General features: G+C 56.6%; 22 protein-coding genes. 16 read left to right on the top strand and 6 right to left on the bottom strand.

Annotation, left to right across the window (positions count from 1 at the left end):
- Positions 1-67: 67 nt before the first annotated feature.
- Positions 68-388 (bottom strand): iron donor protein CyaY, encoded by a 321-nt coding sequence (gene cyaY / locus PUZ33_RS18780; protein WP_013099261.1) that lies wholly within the window; start codon positions 386-388, stop codon positions 68-70.
- Positions 389-523: 135 nt separating this feature from the next.
- Between cyaY and lptM the strand changes: the two genes are divergently transcribed.
- The 8 genes from lptM (at position 524) to corA (ending at position 7,485) form a co-directional block, all read left to right on the top strand.
- Complete coding sequence (lptM, locus tag PUZ33_RS18775; RefSeq protein ID WP_013099260.1) at positions 524-727, top strand: LPS translocon maturation chaperone LptM; 204 nt, start codon at positions 524-526, stop codon at positions 725-727.
- Positions 728-762: 35 nt separating this feature from the next.
- Complete coding sequence (gene dapF / locus PUZ33_RS18770) at positions 763-1,587, top strand: diaminopimelate epimerase (RefSeq protein ID WP_013099259.1); 825 nt, start codon at positions 763-765, stop codon at positions 1,585-1,587.
- Positions 1,584-2,291, top strand: a complete 708-nt coding sequence (locus PUZ33_RS18765; RefSeq protein WP_013099258.1) for a DUF484 domain-containing protein — start codon at positions 1,584-1,586, stop codon at positions 2,289-2,291. The genes dapF and PUZ33_RS18765 overlap by 4 nt, the downstream gene beginning before the upstream one ends.
- Entirely contained in the window at positions 2,288-3,190 is a 903-nt protein-coding gene (gene xerC, locus PUZ33_RS18760; RefSeq protein WP_013099257.1) for a tyrosine recombinase XerC, read from the top strand. The genes PUZ33_RS18765 and xerC overlap by 4 nt, the downstream gene beginning before the upstream one ends.
- Complete coding sequence (gene yigB, locus PUZ33_RS18755) at positions 3,190-3,906, top strand: 5-amino-6-(5-phospho-D-ribitylamino)uracil phosphatase YigB (RefSeq protein ID WP_013099256.1); 717 nt, start codon at positions 3,190-3,192, stop codon at positions 3,904-3,906. The genes xerC and yigB overlap by 1 nt, the downstream gene beginning before the upstream one ends.
- A gap of 108 nt (positions 3,907-4,014) precedes the next feature.
- Entirely contained in the window at positions 4,015-6,177 is a 2,163-nt protein-coding gene (gene uvrD / locus PUZ33_RS18750; protein ID WP_013099255.1) for a DNA helicase II, read from the top strand.
- A 149-nt stretch (positions 6,178-6,326) separates the two neighbouring features.
- A complete protein-coding gene (gene ysgD, locus PUZ33_RS18745; protein ID WP_212743980.1) occupies positions 6,327-6,383 on the top strand; it encodes a YsgD/CorL family protein in 57 nt (18 codons plus the stop codon).
- A 151-nt stretch (positions 6,384-6,534) separates the two neighbouring features.
- Positions 6,535-7,485, top strand: a complete 951-nt coding sequence (gene corA, locus PUZ33_RS18740) for a magnesium/cobalt transporter CorA (RefSeq protein ID WP_008501540.1) — start codon at positions 6,535-6,537, stop codon at positions 7,483-7,485.
- A 70-nt stretch (positions 7,486-7,555) separates the two neighbouring features.
- On the opposite strand, the gene rarD is transcribed toward corA, so the two are convergent.
- Positions 7,556-8,452 (bottom strand): EamA family transporter RarD, encoded by an 897-nt coding sequence (rarD, locus tag PUZ33_RS18735; RefSeq protein ID WP_020686560.1) that lies wholly within the window; start codon positions 8,450-8,452, stop codon positions 7,556-7,558.
- Between the two features lie 51 nt (positions 8,453-8,503).
- Positions 8,504-8,971: an acyl-CoA thioesterase YigI gene (gene yigI / locus PUZ33_RS18730; RefSeq protein WP_013099253.1), complete on the bottom strand. Its 468-nt coding sequence runs from the start codon at positions 8,969-8,971 to the stop codon at positions 8,504-8,506.
- A 162-nt stretch (positions 8,972-9,133) separates the two neighbouring features.
- Between yigI and pldA the strand changes: the two genes are divergently transcribed.
- The 3 genes from pldA to rhtC all read left to right on the top strand — a co-directional run bounded on the left by pldA (position 9,134) and on the right by rhtC (position 12,605).
- Positions 9,134-10,003, top strand: a complete 870-nt coding sequence (gene pldA, locus PUZ33_RS18725; protein WP_013099252.1) for a phospholipase A — start codon at positions 9,134-9,136, stop codon at positions 10,001-10,003.
- 90 nt (positions 10,004-10,093) lie between these two features.
- On the top strand, positions 10,094-11,923 hold the full coding sequence (gene recQ / locus PUZ33_RS18720) for an ATP-dependent DNA helicase RecQ (protein WP_029883130.1): 1,830 nt from the start codon (positions 10,094-10,096) through the stop codon (positions 11,921-11,923).
- Positions 11,924-11,984: 61 nt separating this feature from the next.
- Entirely contained in the window at positions 11,985-12,605 is a 621-nt protein-coding gene (gene rhtC, locus PUZ33_RS18715) for a threonine export protein RhtC (RefSeq protein ID WP_014833703.1), read from the top strand.
- On the opposite strand, the gene rhtB is transcribed toward rhtC, so the two are convergent.
- On the bottom strand, positions 12,602-13,222 hold the full coding sequence (rhtB, locus tag PUZ33_RS18710; RefSeq protein ID WP_013099249.1) for a homoserine/homoserine lactone efflux protein: 621 nt from the start codon (positions 13,220-13,222) through the stop codon (positions 12,602-12,604). The two genes, rhtC and rhtB, sit on opposite strands and share 4 nt — an antisense overlap.
- A gap of 111 nt (positions 13,223-13,333) precedes the next feature.
- Here rhtB and pldB point away from each other — a divergent pair, with 111 nt between their 5' ends.
- From pldB to PUZ33_RS18695, 3 genes are all read left to right on the top strand, one after another.
- Positions 13,334-14,326, top strand: coding sequence for a lysophospholipase L2 (pldB, locus tag PUZ33_RS18705; RefSeq protein ID WP_013099248.1), 993 nt, complete (start codon positions 13,334-13,336; stop codon positions 14,324-14,326).
- Positions 14,327-14,351: 25 nt separating this feature from the next.
- Positions 14,352-15,152, top strand: coding sequence for a sugar/pyridoxal phosphate phosphatase YigL (gene yigL / locus PUZ33_RS18700; RefSeq protein WP_013099247.1), 801 nt, complete (start codon positions 14,352-14,354; stop codon positions 15,150-15,152).
- A gap of 82 nt (positions 15,153-15,234) precedes the next feature.
- Positions 15,235-16,134, top strand: a complete 900-nt coding sequence (locus PUZ33_RS18695) for a carboxylate/amino acid/amine transporter (RefSeq protein ID WP_023621553.1) — start codon at positions 15,235-15,237, stop codon at positions 16,132-16,134.
- On the opposite strand, the gene metR is transcribed toward PUZ33_RS18695, so the two are convergent.
- Positions 16,022-16,975 carry an HTH-type transcriptional regulator MetR gene (gene metR, locus PUZ33_RS18690; RefSeq protein WP_013099245.1) on the bottom strand — a complete coding sequence of 318 codons (954 nt, stop codon included), beginning with the start codon at positions 16,973-16,975 and terminating at the stop codon, positions 16,022-16,024. The two genes, PUZ33_RS18695 and metR, sit on opposite strands and share 113 nt — an antisense overlap.
- Positions 16,976-17,090: 115 nt before the next feature.
- On the opposite strand from metR, the gene metE reads away from it, so the two are divergent.
- Positions 17,091-19,352, top strand: coding sequence for a 5-methyltetrahydropteroyltriglutamate--homocysteine S-methyltransferase (gene metE, locus PUZ33_RS18685; protein WP_047352124.1), 2,262 nt, complete (start codon positions 17,091-17,093; stop codon positions 19,350-19,352).
- A 59-nt stretch (positions 19,353-19,411) separates the two neighbouring features.
- On the opposite strand, the gene PUZ33_RS18680 is transcribed toward metE, so the two are convergent.
- On the bottom strand, positions 19,412-20,218 hold the full coding sequence (locus PUZ33_RS18680; RefSeq protein WP_058650621.1) for a dienelactone hydrolase family protein: 807 nt from the start codon (positions 20,216-20,218) through the stop codon (positions 19,412-19,414).
- Positions 20,219-20,473: 255 nt separating this feature from the next.
- Here PUZ33_RS18680 and udp point away from each other — a divergent pair, with 255 nt between their 5' ends.
- The gene (udp, locus tag PUZ33_RS18675; RefSeq protein WP_003860792.1) at positions 20,474-21,235 is read left to right on the top strand and encodes a uridine phosphorylase; all 762 of its coding nucleotides are present in this window, start codon (positions 20,474-20,476) and stop codon (positions 21,233-21,235) included.
- The last annotated feature ends 118 nt before the right edge of the window (positions 21,236-21,353 follow it).

Genomic DNA, 21,353 nt, shown 5'->3' with positions numbered 1-21,353 from the left:
TCGCCGGGTGGCTACGGTCCGAGCCGTTGTAGGCCCGGTAAGGCGTAGCCGCCACCGGGCAACAACACTACCTGAAACTCACATCTTCACCCGCCTGCGCGGTTGCAGCCTGCTCAAGCAGATCCCAGAAGGTTTCGCCGCTACGGTCACAAACCCATTCATCCCCTTTCAGATCGAAATGGTAGCCACCCTGTCTGGCCGCCAGCCATACCTGGTGAAGCGGCTCCTGGCGGTTAATAATAATTTTGCTGCCGTTTTCGAAACTGAGGGTCAGGATACCGCCGTTGATTTCACAATCGATATCGCTGTCGCCTTCCCAGTCGTCCAGGCGCTCTTCAATGGTCATCCACAGGGTGTCGGCAAGGCGATGGAATTCACTGTCGTTCATGGTTTTGTTCCTGTTTTTCGTGATGCCGGCAGTATAACCCTAAATAATTCCCGTTGCAGGAAAGCGGCAAACTCTTGCTTTTGTGTCTTCTCCTGCGATGATAGAAACAGATTTGAACTTACGGGCAACTTTATAATGAAAAACGCTTTCCGAACGCTTGCCGTTCTCATCACGCTGTTTAGTCTGACTGGCTGTGGACTGAAGGGGCCGCTGTACTTCCCGCCAGCGGATAAAACCGCGCCGCCGCCGACGAAACCTGTGAACAGCGGCATTGAGTCATCTACGCCAGACACTAACGATCGTGGCAACAACGGTGGCCCGACTCAGGTTAATCTCTGACGATCACGTTCTGTACCCGCGCAATGGAGCAAATGATGCAGTTCTCTAAAATGCATGGCCTTGGTAACGATTTTATGGTCGTCGACGCGGTAACGCAGAATGTCTTTTTCTCCCCGGAACTGATCCGCCGCCTGGCGGATCGACACCTGGGCGTGGGGTTCGATCAGCTGCTGGTGGTTGAACCGCCGTACGATCCAGACCTCGATTTCCACTACCGTATTTTCAATGCGGATGGCAGCGAGGTGAATCAGTGCGGCAACGGCGCGCGCTGTTTTGCCCGCTTTGTCCGCCTGAAAGGGTTGACCAACAAACGCGATATCCGTGTCAGCACGGCGAATGGCCGCATGGTGCTCAGCGTTACCGATGACGAGCTGGTGCGCGTGAACATGGGCGAACCAAACTTCGAACCTTCTGCGGTGCCGTTTCGCGCAAACAAAGCGGAAAAGACCTATATTATGCGTGCGGCCGAGCAGACAGTATTGTGTGGCGTCGTCTCGATGGGCAACCCACACTGTGTGATTCAGGTCGATAACGTGGAAACGGCCGCGGTTGAAACCCTGGGCCCGGTGCTGGAAAGCCATGAACGTTTCCCGGAACGGGCGAATATCGGTTTTATGCAGGTGGTGAAGCGTGAGCATATCCGTCTGCGCGTGTACGAGCGCGGCGCGGGCGAAACGCAGGCTTGCGGAAGCGGTGCCTGTGCTGCGGTGGCCGTCGGCATCTCTCAGGGGTTACTGGCCGAAGAGGTTCGCGTGGAGTTACCAGGCGGTCGTCTTGATATCGCCTGGAAAGGACCGGGTCATCCACTGTATATGACTGGCCCGGCGGCACATGTCTATGACGGGTTTATCCATCTATGAAACAACCAGGGGAAGAACTGCAGGAAACGGTGACGGAACTGGACGACAGGGCTGTTGTTGATTATCTGCTGCGCAATCCTGAGTTTTTTATTCGCAATGCACGCGTCGTCGAAGCGATGCGTGTGCCGCATCCGGTTCGCGGGACCGTGTCGCTGGTCGAATGGCACATGGCACGCTCGCGCAACCACATCAATCAGCTTGAAGAGAACATGACGTTGCTGATGGAGCAGGCCAACACGAACGAAAGCCTGTTCTATCGTCTTCTGCATCTGCAGGCGCGTCTGGCCTCGGCGCACAGCCTCGAAGAATTTCTCAGCCGCTTCCACCGCTGGGCGCGTGAACTGGGGCTGGCTGGCGCAACGATTCGTCTTTTCCCTGACCGCTGGCGCATTGGCGCGCCGTCCGGTTTTACCCATCTGGCGTTGAGTCGCCAGGCGTTTGAACCCCTGCGTATTCAGCGTCTGGGCCACGAACATCACTATCTTGGGCCGCTTAACGGGCCGGAACTGCTGGTGGTACTGCCGGAGGCGAAAGCGATAGGCTCGGTGGCGATGTCGATGATGGGGCGTGATGGCGATCTGGGGGTGATGTTATTTACCAGCCGCGACGCGCATCATTACGAGCAGGGACAAGGCACGCAGCTGCTGCAGGAGATCGCCCTGATGCTGCCTGAGCTGCTGGAGCGCTGGATTGAACGTGTATGACGGACGCCCTGCTCGCGACTGACGTCTCGCGCTTTCTGCGCTACCTGGGCGTTGAACGTCAGCTAAGCCCCATTACGCTGCTGAACTATCAGCGTCAGCTTGATGCCATCATGCAGATTGCCGATGAGATCGGCCTGAAAAGCTGGCAACAATGTGACGCTGCAACCGTCCGTGGGTTTGTTGTGCGCAGCCGTAAAAAAAACCTAAGCCCGGCGAGTCTGGCGCTCAGGCTTTCTGCGCTGCGCAGTTTCTTCGACTGGCTGGTGAGCCAGGGCGGCTTAAAAGCCAACCCGGCGAAAGGCATCGCCACGCCGAAAGCCCCGCGTCACCTGCCGAAAAATATCGACGTCGACGATGTAAACCGCCTGCTGGATATTGACCTCAACGACCCGCTGGCCGTGCGCGATCGCGCGATGCTGGAGGTCATGTACGGTGCGGGTCTGCGTCTTTCCGAACTGGTTAATCTCGATTTAAAACATCTCGATCTGGAGTCCGGCGAAGTGTGGGTGATGGGTAAGGGCAGCAAAGAGCGCCGCCTGCCGATTGGCCGTAATGCCGTCTCGTGGATTGAGCACTGGCTGGATCTGCGCGGGCTGTTTGGCGCCGAGGAGGATGCGCTGTTCCTGTCGAAACTCGGCAAGCGGATCTCGGCGCGTAACGTGCAGAAACGCTTTGCAGAGTGGGGCATTAAGCAGGGGTTGAACAGCCACGTCCATCCGCACAAGCTGCGCCACTCTTTTGCCACCCATATGCTGGAATCGAGTGGCGATCTGCGTGGCGTGCAGGAACTGCTCGGCCACGCGAATCTCTCCACCACCCAAATCTATACCCACTTAGACTTTCAACACCTTGCGTCGGTGTATGACGCGGCGCATCCACGCGCCAAACGGGGGAAATAATGCGTTTTTACCGCCCACTGGGTCACATCTCAGCCCTGACTTTTGATCTTGATGACACCCTTTATGACAACCGTGAAGTGATCCTGCGAACTGAGCAGGAGTCACTGGCGTTTGTTCAGAACTACCATCCGGCGCTGAAGACGATGCAGAACAAGGACTTTCAGCTGCTGCGCCAGTCCCTGCGTGAGACCGAGCCGGATATTTATCACGATGTAACCGAATGGCGTCGCCGTGCGGTGGAGCAGGCGATGCTCAACGCTGGGCTGAGCGCACAGGATGCGGCCGTCGGGGCTGAAGCCGCAATGGAAAACTTCGCCAAATGGCGCAGCCGTATCGACGTGCCGCAGGAAACGCACGACACCCTGGCAAAACTGGCAGAAAAATGGCCGCTGGTCGCAATCACCAATGGCAATGCGCAGCCGGAGCTGTTTGGTCTGGGGGATTACTTTGAATTTGTGCTGCGGGCGGGTCCGCACGGACGCTCGAAGCCGTTTAACGATATGTATCATCTGGCGGCGGAGAAGCTGAACCTGCCGCTCGGCGAAATGTTGCATGTGGGTGATGACCTGACCACAGACGTAGCGGGTGCCATCCGCTGCGGTATGCAGGCCTGCTGGATCAAGCCAGAAAAGACGGACCTGATGATCGCCCCGGACAGCCGTCTTCTGCCGCACCTGGAAATTTCACGGTTGGCATCCCTCACGACGCTGATATAATCACCAGTAATATTGTATAAATTACCAGGGTTTTTGCAGTTGTAGGCCCGGTAAGCAAAGCGCCGCCGGGCGCTTTGCTGTGTTCCTGAATACTATGTGACGGTGCCAATGGACGTTTCTTACCTGCTCGACAGCCTTAATGACAAACAGCGTGACGCGGTTGCCGCCTCGCGTACCAACCTGCTGGTGCTGGCTGGGGCGGGCAGTGGTAAGACGCGCGTGCTGGTTCACCGTATCGCCTGGCTGCAGAGCGTGGAAAACTGCTCTCCGTACTCCATCATGGCGGTCACGTTCACCAACAAGGCGGCGGCGGAGATGCGCCACCGTATCGCCCAGCTGATGGGCACCAGCCAGGGCGGCATGTGGGTCGGCACCTTCCATGGCCTGGCGCACCGCCTGCTGCGCGCGCACCATATGGATGCCAATCTGCCGCAGGATTTCCAGATCCTCGACAGCGAAGACCAGCTCCGTTTGCTGAAACGCCTGATTAAGGCGATGAACCTCGACGAGAAGCAGTGGCCGCCGCGTCAGGCGATGTGGTACATCAACGGCCAGAAAGACGAAGGGTTGCGCCCGCACCATATTCAGAGCTTTGGCAATCCGGTGGAGCAGACCTGGCAGAACGTTTACAAGGCCTACCAGGAAGCGTGTGACCGCGCCGGGCTAGTGGACTTTGCCGAACTGTTGCTGCGCGCCCACGAGCTGTGGCTCAATAAACCGCATATCCTGCAGCACTACCGCGAACGCTTCACCAACATTCTGGTGGACGAATTCCAGGATACCAACAATATCCAGTACGCCTGGATCCGCCTGCTGGCCGGGGATACCGGCAAGGTGATGATCGTGGGCGATGACGACCAGTCCATCTACGGCTGGCGTGGCGCGCAGGTGGAAAACATTCAGCGCTTCCTCAACGACTTCCCCGGCGCCGAAACCATCCGTCTGGAGCAGAACTACCGCTCGACCAGCAATATCCTCAGCGCGGCCAACGCCCTGATTGAAAACAACAACGGGCGCCTGGGTAAAAAGCTGTGGACCGATGGGGTCGACGGTGAGCCGATTTCGATTTACTGCGCCTTCAACGAGCTCGACGAAGCACGTTTCGTGGTGAACCGCATCAAAACCTGGCAGGACAACGGTGGCGCGCTGGAACAGTGTGCCATTCTCTACCGCAGCAACGCCCAGTCGCGCGTGCTGGAAGAGGCGCTGCTGCAGGTGAGCATGCCGTACCGTATCTACGGCGGCATGCGCTTCTTCGAACGTCAGGAGATCAAAGACGCGCTCTCGTATCTGCGCCTGATCGCTAACCGAAACGACGATGCGGCGTTTGAACGTGTGGTGAATACGCCAACCCGCGGCATTGGTGACCGAACGCTGGACGTGGTGCGTCAGGCCTCGCGCGATCGGCAGCTTACGCTCTGGCAGGCGTGCCGCGAGCTGTTGCAGGAAAAAGCCCTCGCCGGACGCGCTGCCAGCGCGCTGCAGCGCTTCCTGGAATTAATTGACGCGCTGGCGCAGGAAACCGCCGACATGCCGCTACATGTGCAGACTGACCGGGTGATCAAAGACTCCGGCCTTCGCACCATGTACGAGCAGGAGAAAGGCGAGAAGGGCCAGACCCGTATTGAGAACTTAGAGGAACTGGTGACGGCAACGCGCCAGTTCAGCTACAACGAAGAAGACGAAGACCTGATGCCGCTGCAGGCGTTCCTTTCTCACGCCGCGCTGGAAGCGGGCGAAGGGCAGGCGGATACCTGGCAGGATGCGGTTCAACTGATGACCCTGCACTCTGCCAAAGGCCTCGAATTCCCGCAGGTGTTTATCGTCGGCATGGAAGAGGGGATGTTCCCGAGCCAGATGTCGCTGGATGAAGGCGGGCGTCTGGAAGAGGAGCGCCGTCTGGCTTACGTAGGCGTGACGCGAGCGATGCAGAAGCTGACGCTGACCTACGCTGAAACCCGCCGTTTGTACGGTAAAGAGGTCTATCACCGTCCGTCGCGCTTTATCGGCGAATTGCCGGAAGAGTGTGTCGAAGAGGTTCGTCTGCGTGCCAGTATCAGCCGCCCGGTCAGCCATCAGCGGATGGGCTCGCCGATTGCGGAAACCGACACCGGCTATAAGCTGGGCCAGCGCGTGCGTCATTCGAAGTTTGGTGAAGGCACCATCGTCAATCTGGAAGGCAGCGGCGAGCACAGTCGCCTGCAGGTGGCGTTCCAGGGGCAGGGGATCAAATGGCTGGTGGCCGCGTACGCCAAGCTGGAAGCAGTGTAACTTTCAGAAAAATATCATTATTTTGTAATAATCTGCTAGCCTTATACGTTGAAGGTCAATTAATGCCCTTCAGCGTTTCGTTGCGTGTTGACGCCACAGTTGCTGCTGGCGTAACATGCGCGCACGATTACGCTAAGAGGACATTCGCCTTGGACACACCCAGTAGATACTGGCTCAATTCCCTGTCATCCAGGAACAACTCCTAAGGCTATCTCCTCTTGCTGATGGCCTTAGTGGTTGTCAGCGACCTGCATTATTCCCGTCGCGCTGAGTCAGGCTGTTTAATGGTCTGAAACCCAATTTGTTTCTGTGTGCCCACCGAACTGTCCGATATTTTTTGCATTGGGAGTCCCGGTCATGTTGAGCGCATTTCAACTCGAAAATAACCGACTGACTCGGCTTGAAGCCGAAGAGTCACAGCCCCTCATTGATGCCGTATGGGTGGATCTGGTCGAGCCGGACGACGATGAACGCCTGCGCGTACAATCTGAGCTGGGGCAGAGTCTGGCAACTCGCCCGGAACTGGAAGACATCGAAGCATCCGCACGTTTTTTTGAAGACGAAGACGGCCTGCACATTCACTCCTTCTTCTTCTTTGAAGATGCCGAAGACCACGCGGGGAACTCCACCGTGGCATTCACCATTCGCGACGGTCGCCTGTTTACCCTGCGCGAGCGCGAACTGCCGGCGTTTCGTCTCTATCGTATGCGCGCCCGCAGCCAGGCGATGGTGGACGGCAATGCTTACGAATTGCTGCTCGATCTGTTCGAAACCAAAATTGAGCAGCTGGCGGATGAGATTGAAAACATCTACAGCGATCTGGAAAAACTGAGCCGCGTCATCATGGAAGGCCATCAGGGCGATGAATACGACGAAGCGCTCTCCACGCTGGCGGAGCTGGAAGATATCGGCTGGAAGGTGCGTCTGTGTCTGATGGATACCCAACGCGCGCTGAACTTCCTGGTGCGCAAGGCGCGTCTGCCGGGCGGCCAGCTGGAACAGGCGCGTGAGATCCTGCGCGATATCGAATCCCTGCTGCCGCACAACGAATCACTGTTCCAGAAGGTCAACTTCCTGATGCAGGCGGCGATGGGCTTTATCAACATCGAGCAGAACCGCATTATCAAGATCTTCTCGGTGGTATCCGTGGTGTTCCTGCCGCCGACGCTGGTGGCATCCAGCTATGGGATGAACTTTGAGTTTATGCCAGAGCTGAAGTGGAGTTTCGGCTATCCTGGGGCGATTATCTTTATGATCCTCGCCGGGCTGGCGCCGTATCTCTATTTCAAGCGTCGCAACTGGCTGTAAAAATCTGGCGGGTGGCGCTGCGCTTACCCGCCCTACGATCGAATTCCCTCTCCCACCGGGAGGGGGAAAATCACAGCCCTTTACGCACCCGGCGCTGGGTATAAATCGCGTCAGCGACAAAAATCGCCAGCGCCACCCAGATAAACGCGAACGTCACCATCTTATCCGCACCCGGCACTTCGCCGTAAAACACCACCGCCAGCAGGAACATCAGCGTCGGGCCGATGTACTGGAAAAAGCCCAGCGTGGACAGACGCAGGCGCGTTGCCGCACCGGTAAAGCAGAGCAGTGGGATGGTCGTCACCACGCCTGCGGCCATCAGCATTACATTCAGGGACCACGGGTTGCTGCCCATGTGGCTGGTCGGGCTGTCGGCAATGCCGAAGAGATAGATAGCGGCCACCGGCAACAACCACAGGGTTTCAAACAGCATGCCGGTTTGCGCTTCCACGGCAATCTTCTTACGCACCAGCCCGTAGAACGCAAAGCTGAACGCCAGCCCCAGCGCAATAACAGGCAGTGAACCGAAGGTCCACAGCTGAATCAGCACGCCGCAGAAGGCGAGGATCACCGCCAGCCACTGCATCCGGCGGAAGCGCTCGCCGAGGAAAATCATCCCCAGCACAATATTCACCAGCGGGTTAATAAAGTAGCCCAGACTCGCTTCGAGCATATGATGATTATTCACCGCCCAGATAAACAGCAGCCAGTTTCCGCCAATCAGTACTGCCGAGAGTGCCAGCAGGAAGATCTTCTTCGGAGTTTGTAGCAGCGTTTTGACGCCAGACCACTGACGACTAACGCTCATCAGCGCGATCATGAAGAAGAAGGACCAGATGACGCGGTGAGTGAGGATCTCATCAGCCGGTACGTAAGCGATAAATTTAAAGTAGGCGGGGGCGACACCCCAAATAAAATAAGCGGCAAGGGCGAGTAACACGCCCTGCCGCGTCTGTTTAGCATCCATCGGGAAAATCCGTGACAAAAAAGTGAATTAACTTTACCCGATTTTTCAGCTTCAACCCACCATATAAGTGGCGGTTGCGCTGGCGATATAAAGTTGTTCTTCGTTATGCAATTCAACACGCGCCACGGCGACCTTATTACCCGCACGGAGCAGGCTGCTGCTGCAGGTGAAGCGGTTTCCGCGCCCGGGACGCAGATAATCGACGCGTAAATCGATGGTACCCATGCGGGATAAGCGCTGACGCAGCTCGTCTTCGTTGATGGTGTCATGGCGGGTCAGGGTGCTGCCAACACATACCAGCCCTGCAGCCACGTCCAGCGCGGAGGCAATCACCCCGCCATGTAAAATGCTCTGTGCCCAGTTGCCTACCATCATCGGCTGGTTGTTAAAGCTGAGCTGGGCAAAGTCTTTTTCGTAACGCTCCAGCTCCAGTCCCAGCGCGCGGTTAAACGGCATATGGTAAACAAAAATCTCGCCCACGAGTTTTAACGCTTCTTCGGCGGTTAGCATGGCTGACATGAGACATCACATCCTTAATGTTAATAAAATGTTGATTTTATGCCCGGACAGGCAAGAATGCCACTTTCAGAAACGAGGATGCAGCAGTTGCTGCAGAAGTCTGTAGAATGTGCGCCATATAACGATTCAGATCATTTAACATTTTGCAGGAGAACACCACCGATGCGGACGTATCTGGCAGGGTTACTGGCAGCGGTTGCGCTGCCCCTCACAGCCTATGCGCAGGAAGCGACAGTCAAAGAGGTGCATGATACGCCAGCAGTTCGCGGTAGCATTATCGCTAACCTGCTGCAGGAGCATGATAATCCCTTCACGCTCTACCCGTACGACACCAACTATGTGCTCTATACCTGGACCAGCGATCTCAACAAAGAGGCGATTCGCTCCTATGACTGGGCTGAGAATGCGCGCAAAGATGAGGTGAAATATCAGCTCAGCCTCGCATTTCCGTTCTGGCGCGGCATTCTGGGGCCGAATTCGGTTCTCGGTGCATCTTATACCCAGAAATCCTGGTGGCAGCTTTCCAACAGCGGTGAATCGTCACCGTTCCGTGAAACCAACTATGAGCCACAGCTGTTCCTGGGGTTCGCCACGGATTATGAGTTTGCAGGCTGGACATTGCGTGACGTTGAAGTGGGCTTCAACCATGACTCCAACGGCCGTTCCGATCCAACCTCACGTAGCTGGAACCGCGCCTATACGCGCCTGATGGCGCAAAACGGTAATATGATGGTGGAAGTGAAGCCGTGGTACGTGGTGGGCAGCACCGATGACAACCCGGATATCACCAAATATATGGGCTACTATCAGCTCAGGATTGGCTATCAGCTGGGTGATGCGGTGCTGAGCGCCAGGGGCCAGTACAACTGGAACACCGGTTACGGCGGCGCAGAAGTGGGCTTAAGCTACCCGATGACCAAACACGTGCGTATCTATACGCAGGTCTACAGCGGTTACGGCGAGTCGCTCATCGATTACAACTTCAATCAGACCCGCGTGGGTGTCGGCGTGATGCTGAACGATATTTTCTAAGACGCTCGAATGTTTTTGCGTTAAACGTTGAAGTTTCTCTCTCAGGCGCTGAAAATAGCGCCTGTTTCATTTCTGGCATATGGGGTTAACGTGGCGCAGGCGGAAGTATTGAATCAGGAGTCGCTGGCTAAACAGGTTTTGCATGAAACCTTTGGCTACCAGCAGTTCCGTCCTGGCCAGGAAACCATCATTGAAACCGTGCTGGAAGGCCGTGATTGCCTGGTGGTAATGCCGACCGGTGGCGGTAAATCGCTCTGCTATCAGGTGCCCGCGCTGGTACTTAATGGCCTGACGGTCGTGGTATCGCCGCTGATTTCTCTGATGAAAGACCAGGTTGACCAGCTGCTCGCCAACGGTGTGGCGGCGGCCTGTCTTAACTCCACGCAAACCCGCGAGCAGCAGCAAGAGGTGATGGCCGGTTGCCGTACCGGACAGGTTCGCTTGCTGTATATCGCACCAGAACGTCTGATGCTGGATAACTTCCTCGACCATCTGGCGCACTGGAATCCCGTTCTGCTGGCCGTTGATGAAGCGCACTGTATCTCGCAGTGGGGCCACGATTTCCGCCCGGAATATGCGGCACTTGGTCAGCTGCGTCAGCGCTTCCCTGAACTGCCGTTTATGGCGCTGACCGCCACGGCAGATGACACCACGCGGCTGGATATCGTCCGCCTGCTGGGGCTGAACGACCCGCTGATCCAGGTCAGCAGCTTCGACCGCCCGAACATCCGCTATATGCTGATGGAAAAATTCAAGCCGCTGGATCAGCTTCTGCGCTATGTGCAGGAGCAGCGCGGCAAGTCAGGCATCATCTACTGCAACAGCCGCGCGAAGGTGGAAGACACCGCTGCGCGTCTGCAAAACCGCGGCTTTAGCGCGGCGGCCTATCATGCCGGGTTAGAAAACCACATCCGCGCCGACGTGCAGGAAAAATTCCAGCGTGATGACCTGCAGATTGTGGTGGCGACGGTGGCGTTCGGCATGGGCATTAACAAGCCCAACGTCCGCTTTGTGGTGCACTTCGACATTCCGCGAAATATCGAATCCTACTACCAGGAAACCGGCCGCGCCGGCCGTGATGGCCTGCCTGCGGAAGCGATGCTGTTTTACGATCCGGCCGATATGGCGTGGCTGCGCCGCTGCCTGGAAGAGAAACCGCAGGGACAGCTGCAGGATATCGAGCGTCACAAACTCAACGCCATGGGCGCGTTTGCGGAAGCGCAGACCTGCCGTCGTCTGGTGCTGCTCAACTACTTTGGTGAAGGGCGTCAGGAGCCGTGCGGCAACTGCGATATCTGTCTCGACCCGCCAAAGCAGTACGATGGCCTGATGGACGCGCGTAAGGCGCTTTCGACCATATACCGTGTTAATCAGCGCTTCGGGATGGGCTACGTGGTGGAAGTGCTGCGCGGCGCCAATAACCAGCGTATCCGCGACATGGGCCACGATAAGCTGCCTGTCTACGGTATTGGTAAGGACCAGAGCCACGAGCATTGGGTCAGCATTATTCGCCAGTTGATTCACCTCGGCTTTGCCACACAGAACATCGCCCAGCACTCCGCGCTTCAGCTCACCGAAGCTGCGCGTCCGGTACTGCGCGGGGATGTTGAACTCAAGCTCGCCGTGCCGCGCGTTGTCGCCCTGAAACCGCGGGTGATGCAGAAGTCTTACGGCGGCAACTACGACCGCAAGCTGTTTGCCAAACTGCGCAAGCTGCGTAAAGCGATTGCCGATGAAGAGAACATTCCGCCATATGTGGTCTTCAACGACGCGACGCTGATCGAGATGGCCGAGCAGATGCCGCTCAGCGCCAGCGAAATGCTCAGCGTCAACGGCGTGGGCACGCGCAAGCTGGAGCGCTTTGGTAAAGAATTCATGGCGCTCATCCGTTCACATGTCGATGGTGATGATGAGGAGTAGTCAGCCGCGCAAAAAAGTGCCAGGATGATGACTCACTGAATTATTTTCCCGCGAGCGAATTATGTTAATGCTATTTCTTACCGTGGCGTTGGTGCACATTGTTGCGCTGATGAGCCCGGGCCCTGACTTTTTCTTCGTGTCACAAACCGCCGTCAGCCGCTCCCGCAAAGAAGCCATGATGGGGGTGTTGGGTATCACTATGGGTGTTATGGTCTGGGCGGCCGTGGCGCTGCTTGGCCTGAACCTGATCCTGGCGAAGATGGCGTGGCTGCATAACATCATCATGGTCGGTGGCGGTCTGTACCTGTGCTGGATGGGCTACCAGATGCTGCGCGGAGCGTTGAAGAAAGAAGAGAAAAAACCGCAAGAGCCAAAAGTTGAGCTGGCAACGGGCGGCCGTAGCTTTGTGAAAGGGCTGCTGACCAACCTGGCGAACCCGAAAGCGATTATCTATTTCGGTTCCGTCTTCTCCCTGTTCGTGGGCGACAGCGTGGGGGCGGGTGCACGCTGGGGCATCTTCCTGCTGATTGTGGTTGAGACGTTTGCGTGGTTCACCGTTGTTGCCAGCCTGTTTGCCTTACCGGCGATGCGCCGTGGCTATCAGCGCATCGCGAAGTGGATTGACGGCTTCGCCGGCGCGCTGTTCGCCGGCTTTGGTATTCACCTTATTATCTCTCGCTAAGCATGACGCGCTGACGCAAGCAGCGCGCCAACCAGCATAAACAGCGAACCAAACACTTTGTTCAGGGCCTTCATTTGCTTAGGCCCTTTAATCCATGCTGCAATCCGCTGCGCCAGCGTCGCATAGCCAATCATCACAATAATATCGACAACAATGGTGGTCACGCCCAGGACTACGTACTGCATGACCTGCGGCTGATGCGGGACGATAAACTGCGGGAACAGGGCAGCCAGAAAAACGATGCTTTTTGGGTTGGTCAGATTCACAAACACCGCCCGCTTAAACAGGCGACCGCGCGTTTGCGTCCGCGCAAGAGTGTTGAGGTCAATTGAGCCTGCTGCGCGCCACTGCTGAATGCCGAGCCAAATCAGATACGCCGCACCGGCCCATTTCAGCACTTCAAATGCCAGCACCGAGCGGGAGAAGAGCGTCCCTAAACCCACGCCCACCAGCACAATGTGAATCCCCAGTCCGGTTTGCAAACCGGCAATGGATGCTGCCGCCCCGCGATAACCGTGGTTAATGGAGGTTGTCATGGTATTAATTGCCCCCGAACCCGGTGACAGGCTGAGGATGATGGATGTCAGCAGGTAAGCGAACCACCACTCGAAGGTCATTTGAAACTCCCGAATCGTCTGTTTTTATGCCACAATACGCTATTGTTGAGTCATTTTGTGACCAGTTACGAAAAAAACGATATTCCCTGAATGACGGGGGGTGGAAACCCGATGTTGCAGCAGAAAAAGGACTGGGAAACACGAGAAAACGCATTTGCTGCTTTCTCCATGGGGCCGCTGACCGATTTCTGGCGTCAGCGTGAGGAAGATGAGTTTACGGGCGTCGGGAATATCCCGGTGCGCTTTGTTCGTTTCCGTGATGAAAAAAATGACCGGGTGATTGTGGTCTGCCCCGGGCGTATCGAAAGCTACATAAAATATGCCGAGCTGGCGTACGACCTGTTCCATCTGGGTTTTGACGTGTTAATTATCGATCATCGTGGGCAGGGGCTTTCTGGTCGAATGTTGCCGGATACCCATCGCGGCCACGTAGATAACTTCAGCGATTATGTCGACGATCTTGCCGCCTTCTGGCAGCAGGAAGTGCAGCCCGGCCCGTGGCGCAAGCGCTATATTCTTGCGCACTCCATGGGCGGCGCGATCTCTACGCTCTTTTTGCAGCGCTACGATCACCAGTGCGATGCCATTGCGCTGACCGCGCCGATGTATGGCATTGTGATACGTTTTCCGGACTGGATGGTGCGCCATCTTCTCGACTGGGCTGAGGGCCATCAGCGCATTCGTGAAGGCTACGCCATCGGAACAGGGCGCTGGCGGGCTTTGCCGTTTGCCCTCAACGTCTTAACCCATAGCCGTCAGCGTTATCGCCGCAACCTGCGCTTCTATGCCGATGAGCCTCGCTTGCGCGTTGGCGGCCCCACCTGGCACTGGGTGCGGGAGGGGATACATGCAGGGGAGCAGGTTCTGGCGGGTGTTGGTGATGATGACACGCCGACACTCCTGATTCAGGCTGAAGAAGAGCGTGTGGTGGATAACCGCATGCATGACCGTTTTTGTGAACTGCGCGCTGCCGCCGGTCACCCTTGTGAAGGGGGTAAACCGCTGGTCATCAACGGCGCGTACCATGAGATCCTTTTTGAAAAGGACGCTATGCGCTCAGTCGCGCTTAACGCCATCGTCGAGTTTTTCGACCGGCATAACTGATTTTCTATTGAGGTTAAATTTTCCTATGTACCAGGTTGTTGCATCTGATTTAGATGGCACGCTGCTTTCCCCCGACCACACCCTGTCGCCGTACGCGAAAGAGACCTTAAAGCTGCTGACTGCCCGTGGCGTGCACTTTGTGTTTGCCACCGGGCGCCACCACGTGGATGTGGGGCAGATCCGCGATAATCTTGAGATTAAATCGTACATGATCACCTCCAACGGTGCGCGCGTTCACGACACCGATGGCAATCTGATCTTTACCCACAACCTGGATCGCGATATTGCCGCCGATCTGTTCGGTGTGGTGCACAATAATCCGGCTATCGTCACGAACGTTTACCGCGACGATGACTGGTTCATGAACCGCCACCGCCCGGAAGAGATGCGCTTCTTCAAAGAAGCGGTGTTTAACTACTCCCTGTATGAGCCAGGTCTGCTCGAGCCGGAAGGGATCAGCAAAGTCTTCTTTACCTGCGAAAGTCACGAAGAACTGCTGCCGCTGGAGCAGGCGATCAACGCCCGCTGGGGCGATCGCGTCAACGTAAGCTTCTCCACGCTGACCTGCCTGGAAGTGATGGCGGGTGGCGTTTCCAAGGGGCACGCTCTGGAAGCGGTGGCCAAACGCATGGGCTTTGAGCTGAAAGACTGTATCGCCTTTGGTGATGGCATGAACGATGCTGAGATGCTCTCGATGGCGGGTAAAGGCTGCATCATGCAGAACGCGCACCAGCGCCTGAAAGACCTGCACCCGGAGCTGGAAGTGATCGGCACCAACGCAGACAATGCGGTACCAAAATATCTGCGCAAGCTGTTCCTTGAATAATCTTCATTTGGTTGTTTATTGCTCAGTTGTCAACTAAAGAGTTCGCTACAATGCCTCTCCTTCTTTCTGAGAGACAAGCATTGTGGCGCTACTCATTATCACCACTATCCTGTGGGCCTTCTCCTTTAGCCTGATTGGCGAATACCTTGCCGGATCGGTCGACAGCTATTTCTCGGTGCTGATGCGCGTGGGGCTGGCGGCGCTAGTGTTCCTGCCCTTTTTGCGTACGCGCGGACAATCCCTGCAAACCGTTTTGCTGTATATGCTGGTGGGGGCGATGCAGCTCGGCATCATGTATCTGTTTAGCTTTCGGGCGTATATCTACTTGTCCGTCTCGGAGTTTCTGCTCTTTACAGTGCTGACGCCGCTCTATATCACGCTGATTTACGACCTGCTCAGCAGGCGTCGTCTGCGTTGGGGCTATCTGTTGAGCGCAGCGCTGGCGGTGATTGGCGCGGCGATTATTCGCTACGATAAAGTGAGCGATCACTTCTGGACCGGCCTGATGTTCGTGCAGTTAGCAAACATCAGCTTCGCTATTGGTATGGTGGGCTACAAGCGCCTGATGGAAACCCGCCCGATGCCACAGCACAACGCGTTTGCCTGGTTCTATATGGGGGCGGCGGTGGTCGCGGTCGCAGCCTGGTTTATGTTGGGTAACCCGCAAAAATTACCTACCACCACCGTGCAGTGGGGCATTCTGGTCTGGCTGGGTGTGGTGGCCTCGGGGCTGGGGTACTTCATGTGGAACTATGGCGCAACTCAGGTAGACGCCGGTACGCTGGGCATCATGAACAACGTGCACGTGCCCGCGGGGCTACTGGTAAACCTTGCTATCTGGCAGCAACAGCCCCACTGGCCGAGTTTCCTTATTGGGGGAGCGGTGATCCTGGCTTCGCTGTGGGTACATCGCCGTTGGGTCGCTCCGCGCTCCGCACAAACGGAAGATGGTCGCACGCGTGGTTCCGCGTTGAGCGAATAAACGCTTCCGTGATCGGCTGACGCTGCTCGCCATCGCGCACGGCGGCGTACAGCCGGCTCCACAGTCCTTCTCCCAGGGTTTTGGTGACCACCAGGCCCTGGCGTTCAAAACTCTCTACCACCCAGTGCGGCAGCGCCGCGATGCCCATTCTGGCGGCAACCATCTGAATCAACAGCAACGTATTATCCACGCTTTTCAGCTGTGGACTGATGCCCGCCGGCTGCAGGAAATGGCGCCAGATATCCAGGCGACTGCGCTGCACCGGGTATATCAGCAGCGTTTCAGTCGCCAGGTCTTCCGGGGTGATACGCGTCTTGCTGGCCAGCGGATGATCCGGTGCCAGCACCAGACGCACCTCATAATCGAACATTGGCGAATAATGCAGGCCGCTACGCGGCAGAATGTCTGACGTCATCACCAGATCCAGCTCGCCCTGCTGGAGTGACGGCTGCGGGTCAAACGTCACGCCGGAGGTAAAGTCCATTTCTACCTGCGGCCACTTCTGGCGGAAGTTCTCAAGCGCGGGGGTCAGCCACTGAATACAGCTGTGGCACTCAATGGCGATACGCAATTTAGTTTGCTGCGGCTCATTGCAGGACTGAAGCGCGCTGGCAATTTGCGGCAGCACCTGATTTGCCAGCTGCAGGAGGATCTCGCCCTGGGGAGTAAAGCGCAGCGGCTGGCTCTTACGCACAAAAAGACGAAAGCCGAGGCGTTGTTCCAGATCGCTGAACTGGTGAGAAAGGGCGGACTGAGTCTGGTGCAGTGAGGCCGCCGCCGCCGCGAGAGAACCGCAGTTTCGCAACGCTTGTAGCGTTTTCAGGTGTTTTATCTCGATCATGAAAGTCCTTCACTTCGCCATGAACATTTTGCGCTTGAGGAATATACAGTACCTGCCAATTATAGATGTGTAAACATCTGGACGTCTAAATAACGAATTTCACAAGGGGCATGACATGACAATCCGCAATCACACTCTCGGTTTCCCTCGCGTTGGCCTTCGTCGCGAGCTAAAAAAAGCACAAGAAAGCTACTGGGCAGGAAACACCACGCGTGAAGAACTGCTGGCAGTGGGCCGCGAACTGCGTGCCCGCCACTGGGAGCAGCAAAAACAGGCGGGCGTAGACCTGCTGCCGGTGGGCGATTTCGCCTGGTACGACCATGTTCTGACGACCAGCCTGCTGCTTGGCAATGTCCCGGCTCGTCATCAGAACAACGATGGATCGGTAGATATCGACACGCTGTTCCGCATCGGCCGTGGCCGTGCGCCAACCGGTGAGCCAGCGGCAGCGGCGGAAATGACCAAGTGGTTTAACACCAACTATCACTATATGGTGCCGGAGTTTGTTAAAGGTCAGCAGTTCAAACTGACCTGGACCCAGTTGCTGGATGAAGTGGACGAAGCGCTGGCGCTGGGGCACCAGGTGAAACCGGTGCTGCTGGGGCCAGTGACCTACCTGTGGTTAGGAAAAGTCAAAGGCGAGCCGTTCGATCGTCTGAGCCTGCTGAAGGATATCCTGCCGGTCTACAAACAGGTGCTGATTGAGCTGGGCAAACGCGGTATTCAGTGGGTGCAAATCGACGAACCGGCGCTGGTGCTCGAGCTGCCGCAAGCGTGGCTCGATGCCTTCAAACCGGCTTACGATGCACTGACCGGGCAGGTGAAGCTGCTGCTTACCACCTACTTTGAAGGTGTGACGCCGAACCTCGGCACCATCACCAAATTGCCAGTGCAGGGCCTGCACGTTGACCTGGTGCATGGAAAAGATGATGTTGCAGAACTGCACAAGCGCCTGCCAGCGGAGTGGCTGCTCTCTGCCGGGCTGGTAAACGGTCGTAACGTCTGGCGCGCCGATCTGACAGAAAAATATGCTCAGATTAAGGACATCGTCGGCAAACGTGAGCTATGGGTGGCCTCTTCGTGTTCACTGCTGCACAGCCCTATCGATCTCAGCGTTGAAACCCGCCTGGATGCGGAAGTGAAAAGCTGGTTTGCCTTTGCCTTGCAGAAATGTGAAGAACTGGCTCTGCTGCGTGATGCCCTGAACAGCGGTGACACGGCGGCGATTACCGAATGGAGCGCTCCGATTCAGGCCCGTCGTCATTCGTCTCGCGTTCACAACCCGGCGGTGGAAAAACGTCTGGCGGCTATCACCGCGCAGGACAGCCAGCGTCAAAGCCCGTATGAAGTGCGTGCAGAAGCCCAGCGCGCCCGTTTCAACTTGCCTGCGTGGCCAACCACCACTATCGGTTCCTTCCCGCAAACTACCGAGATCCGCGGCCTGCGCCTGGACTTCAAAAAGGGCAACCTTGATGCGGCCAACTACCGCACCGGCATCGCGGAACATATCAAACAGGCGATTGTGGAGCAGGAGCGCTTAGGCCTGGACGTGCTGGTTCACGGGGAGGCAGAGCGTAACGACATGGTGGAGTACTTCGGTGAACATCTGGACGGTTTCGTCTTTACCCAAAACGGCTGGGTACAGAGCTATGGTTCCCGCTGTGTAAAACCACCGGTGGTGATCGGTGACGTCAGCCGTCCGCACCCGATCACCGTCGAATGGGCTAAATATGCCCAGTCCCTGACCGACAAGCCGGTAAAAGGCATGTTGACCGGTCCGGTGACCATTCTTTGCTGGTCCTTCCCGCGTGAGGACGTGACCCGTGAAACCATCGCGAAGCAAATTGCGCTGGCGCTGCGCGATGAAGTGGCGGATCTGGAAGCGGCGGGCATTGGCATCATCCAGATTGACGAACCGGCCCTGCGCGAGGGATTACCGCTGCGTCGCAGCGACTGGGACGCCTACCTGCAGTGGGGTGTGGAAGCGTTCCGCATCAATGCCGCAGTGGCGAAGGACGACACGCAGATCCACACCCACATGTGTTACTGCGAATTTAACGACATTATGGATTCCATTGCCGCACTGGATGCCGACGTGATCACCATCGAGACCTCGCGTTCAGATATGGAACTGCTGGAGTCATTCGAAGAGTTCGATTACCCGAACGAAATCGGGCCGGGCGTATATGACATTCACTCCCCGAACGTGCCGAGCGTAGAGTGGATCGAAGCCCTGCTGAAGAAAGCCGCTCAGCGCATTCCGGCAGAGCGCCTGTGGGTGAACCCGGACTGCGGTCTGAAAACCCGCGGCTGGCCTGAAACCCGCGCGGCGCTGGCGAATATGGTGAAAGCGGCGCAGAATTTGCGTCAGGGTTAAGACAGAGTCGATCCCATTATGTAGCCCGGTAAGGCATCGCCGCCACCGGGCTTTTATGTTTACGCTTTCTTGCCGCCGTAGTGGCTAAACCACGCCAGCATCCGCTGCCAGCCATCTTTGGCTGACTCCGCGTGATAGCTCGGGCGATAATCGGCGTTAAACGCGTGTCCGGCATCCGGGTATACGACAATGTCGGCCTTCGCATTCGCCGCGCGTAGCGCATGGCGCATGGTCTCTACCGTATCGAGTGGAATACCCGTGTCCTGACCACCGTACAGTCCCAGCACCGGGGCATTTAAGTCTGTGGCGATATCAACCGGATGTTTTGGCGAGTTCAGCGTTTTTTCGCCCACCAGTTTACCGTACCAGGCCACAGCAGCTTTCAGCTGCGGATTGTGCGCGGCATACAGCCAGCTAATGCGTCCGCCCCAGCAGAACCCCGTTATCATCAGGCGATGCGCATCACCGCCGTTACGCGCCGCCCAGTTGGCAACATGATCCAGATCGGCCAGCACCTGTGCATCCGGCACTTTACTGACCAGGTTGCTCAAAAGCGTTGGGATATCGCTGTAGTCGTTCGGATCGCCCTGACGGAAATAGAGCTCTGGCGCAACGGCCAGGTAACCTTCCAGCGCCAGTCGGCGGCAGAGGTCGCGAATATGTTCATGAACGCCGAAAATTTCCTGAACCACAATCACGATCGGCAGCGGACCGTCTGCCGATGCTGGTCGTGCGTGGTAAGCAGGCATATTTTCCCCCTGCGAGGGAATGGAGGTCTCTCCCGCCGTAATGGCGTCTTCAGGCGTTGAGACGATGGTTGAGGCATGCGGAGCCGCAGCAGGTGCAAAACCGGTTTTTTCAGTCATGGCATTCTCCGTACCAATGAGTTAGCGCAAAGGTAAATATAGACACCAGGTTAACAACCCACAGTGCCTTAAACGGTCTATCTTTTGTGCAGCACACCACGATATAACTTGTTAATGTGATGTAAATCACTTTTTTATGGAAATATACTGCAATCATTTTCATTCATGGTGAGATGTGTCACGAAATTATGCGTATTGCTTCTGTAAAGTACCGTTTTACTTCTTCTGACTAACCGACCCACAGAGGAGTCACCTATGTCTAAGTCTGATGTTTTTCATCTCGGCCTCACCAAAAACGATTTACAAGGGGCTACGCTCGCGATCGTCCCGGGCGATCCTGAGCGTGTGGAAAAGATCGCCGCGCTGATGGATAAGCCGGTTAAGCTGGCAGCCCATCGTGAATTCACCACCTGGCGTGCAGAGCTGGATGGTAAGGCCGTGATTGTGTGCTCTACCGGTATCGGTGGCCCATCTACCTCCATTGCCGTTGAAGAACTGGCGCAGCTGGGCATCCGGACGTTCCTGCGTATCGGGACGACCGGTGCGATCCAGCCGCATATCAACGTGGGTGATGTATTGGTGACTACCGCGTCCGTGCGTCTGGATGGGGCGAGTCTGCACTTTGCACCAATGGAATTCCCGGCGGTTGCCGATTTTGAATGTACGACGGCGCTGGTTGAAGCAGCGAAATCCGTTGGCGCAACCACGCACGTGGGCGTAACCGCCTCGTCGGACACCTTCTACCCGGGTCAGGAGCGTTACGACACCTTCTCTGGCCGTGTGGTGAGCCGTTTTAAAGGCTCTATGGAAGAGTGGCAGTCTATGGGCGTGATGAACTATGAAATGGAATCTGCAACGCTGCTGACTATGTGCGCAAGCCAGGGTCTGCGTGCCGGTATGGTGGCGGGGGTTATCGTCAACCGTACCCAGCAGGAAATACCGAACGCCGAAACCATGAAACAAACCGAAAGTCATGCGGTAAAAATCGTGGTTGAAGCGGCCCGTCGTCTGATCTAATCCTCTCTTCTGACATCAAAGGCCGACACGTTCGGCCTTTATTTTTTGCGTAGCGCCTCGCAGGAAAACCCTTTCAAACTGGACGTTTATACAGCACAATCTTATTTTGTGCGGTAAT

The organism is Enterobacter cloacae complex sp. 2022EL-00981 (assembly GCF_028737495.1).
Lineage (GTDB): Bacteria > Pseudomonadota > Gammaproteobacteria > Enterobacterales > Enterobacteriaceae > Enterobacter > Enterobacter cloacae.
This window is presented reverse-complemented; position numbering and strand designations above follow the sequence as displayed.